This is a genomic window from Bacillus sp. MYb209 (genome assembly GCF_002975175.1).
GTDB lineage: Bacteria > Bacillota > Bacilli > Bacillales > Bacillaceae_G > Bacillus_A.
On sequence record NZ_PCNZ01000098.1, the window covers coordinates 1 to 2647 of the forward strand.

Here is a 2647-nt window from a genome sequence, read left to right on the forward strand (position 1 = left end):
TGAAGTTCATCCATCAACTATTTGGAATTGTTGCTTAAGACTAGATTCCACTAGGGAAATTTTCGCCTCTTTATATCTTTCCTAAGTATTTGCACCAGAACCCTCTTGACTCCTTTTCTTTGAAGTTTAAGAGTGTTTTTTATTCTTGAGATATCTCTAGAATTTTGAAAAATAACTACGCCAAGAGTATTTGAGTCATTTTAACCTTGTCTTAAAATGAAAAAACACGGTGATCTTTCAAAATATTCGCCATGCTTCACGTACCTTGAAAGGCATTGAAACCGTTCATGCTCTATATAAACGAAAACGAAGTTTGCAACAACCAAACTTCGTTTTTTTGACGTATAATGAATTACAACAATTACTAAGGATTGCATAAAATCCTTCTGCAATTATACCAACTTTTTATCTGTTAAAAACTTTGCAACAGAACTCTCTGAATCATCTTTTTCACTTAACTTAGTGTCCAGTTTAGTGTACCATCTTCAATTGCTGCGTAATTTTTCTGTCTAACTTTTCGGGTTCAATTCATTATATTTTCTACTTTGTCTTTATATACAACATATTCTTTCCCATCCACTACTGCTACCACCGCAAATTCATCTTTTGGATTGAATGAAAGCCAGTCAACCCACATGCTTGTATTTGGTCCTCCACTCCACATATTATGAACAGTGTTTTTAGTTAAATTCATAACTTTATAAGACGCATTTGGTGCATTGGTTCCAGTCTTTATTTCAAATGTGTATGCGTTATGAATTTTTTTATAAAAGTAGAAAACGTTTGATGGACGAAGCTGATTCATAAGATCCTGTTCTTTTTTCTCTGCAATTTTTATCCCTTCTTGTAATGTGACAACATCTGTTCGTAATGTTTTCCAACTGTCTTTAGCTGCATTCAAGTTAGGGGCTAAGAATTTATATCTATTTTGATCGGCTTTTTGATTAGCTTTATCAATATGTCCCAGTACGCCCGAATATTGAGAGTCTAAATCATCCCATTGCGTGGACATATAAGTAAGAGCAGTAATAGCATTATCAATCGCACTATGCATATCACTAATATTATGAAACGCAACTCCTACTACACGATTTAATGTTATCTTATAATCTACATTCTGACGTAATTTTGCTAATTCCGGCTCTAGCCAGCCTAACTTACCTCTTGCATCACCTATCATTATCCCACCAGCAATCAATGTGGGAAGAAAGGGGATCTTTACCATGTCTAATCCCTTAGATTCTATGTCTTTCTGATAGTTTACTTGCCCTAAAAGGTCCTCTAGACGCTTTTGATCATCCTCTACCGCAGCTCCTTGGTTTTTTAAAATAGACTGCAAGGTCTCTTTATGGCTCCCAAATACTCTAACATCTTCTCCAATAGCATTTTTAAATTTAGTTAATTCTTCTATTAATACTTTTGCAGACTTTTGATTTTGTTGAATTTCCTCCCGTAAATCCGTAATCCCTTTTTTTAAAGTATCTCCATTCCCAGTATTGATCGCCTCTACTAATGTTTCATAATGATTTTCAAATTTTGTATCGTATTCAATAATACCTGTCAATGTATCTAAAAGCTGTTTTTTTACTTTCGTATTCCATGAAACTGCATGTGCTCTTGCATTCTTTTGATCTTGTACAATTTTACTAGGTAAATCTGCATATCCATTAATAGTAATTCCTTCAAAACTCACATCTGGATTATTAATTAACAAATAAGAATATTCATTCATAGATTTTACAAATAACCCAGCATCTTGCACAGTTTTTTTCATCTGTTCTTCATTTGCTGAAAGAGACATATCTCCATTGTTAGTTTGTTCAATTTCACTTGCAAAAGCTGCTACTGGTGTAACTGCATAAGTTGTTGTCATAGTTAAAAATGTCGATACAGCGAGTATTTTATAAGGGATTTTTTTCATCATTTTATACTTCTCCTATATAGGTTTTGATTTCTAATTCTATTCCTATTCCTCTTTAAAAGTGACGTCTTTCAATTTTTTTGAAAATCAGCAATACAGCACGGTTATCTGGGTATCTGGGTATCTGGGTAAAAATTTTATAAAAACGAAAGGCGAAGTCTTTAATGAGACTCCGCCTTTTTGGTGTATAAGGAAATTATTAATTGTTGCATTACTATTGAACAACGTAATCATAGATTCTCTATGTTTTAGGTGACTTTGCAACAGAATTAATATTTCCCTATTTTTGCGGGATAACAGGTTCCACTTCTAATTCTTTTATCCCTTCTTTTAATGTCACCGCATCTGTTCGTAATGTTTTCCAACTGTCTCTAGCTGCATTCAAGTTAGATTTTAAGAATGTAAATTTATTTAGATCCGCTTTTTGAGATACATTCTCAATATGTCCAAGTACTCCCGAATATTGAGAATCTAAATCATGCCACTGCGTGGACATATAAGTAAGAGCATTAATAGCATCATCAAGCGCCTTATGCATCTCACTAACACTATTATGTGCAACTCCAACTACACGATTTAATGTTATTTTATAATCTACAGTCTTACGTAATTCTGCTAATGTAGGCTCTAACTTGGATAAATTACCTTGCGCTACACCCACTATAATACCGCCAATAATCGGTAGGCCCAAAATGGCACCCTTCATTACATTAAATCCATCAGATT

1 protein-coding gene and 2 pseudogenes are annotated in these 2647 nt (G+C 33.7%); 1 reads left to right on the forward strand and 2 read right to left on the reverse strand.

Going from position 1 to position 2647, the window contains the following annotated elements:
• Window positions 1-235 precede the first annotated feature (235 nt).
• Window positions 236-379: pseudogene (locus CQZ94_RS30405) on the forward strand (cytochrome P450); the annotation flags it as partial.
• 144 nt (window positions 380-523) lie between these two features.
• Here CQZ94_RS30405 and hblB read toward each other — a convergent pair.
• Complete coding sequence (hblB, locus tag CQZ94_RS30410; RefSeq protein ID WP_105588398.1) at window positions 524-1924, reverse strand: hemolysin BL regulatory component HblB; 1401 nt, start codon at window positions 1922-1924, stop codon at window positions 524-526.
• A 277-nt stretch (window positions 1925-2201) separates the two neighbouring features.
• Window positions 2202-2647, reverse strand: a pseudogene (locus CQZ94_RS30415) (hemolysin); the annotation flags it as partial.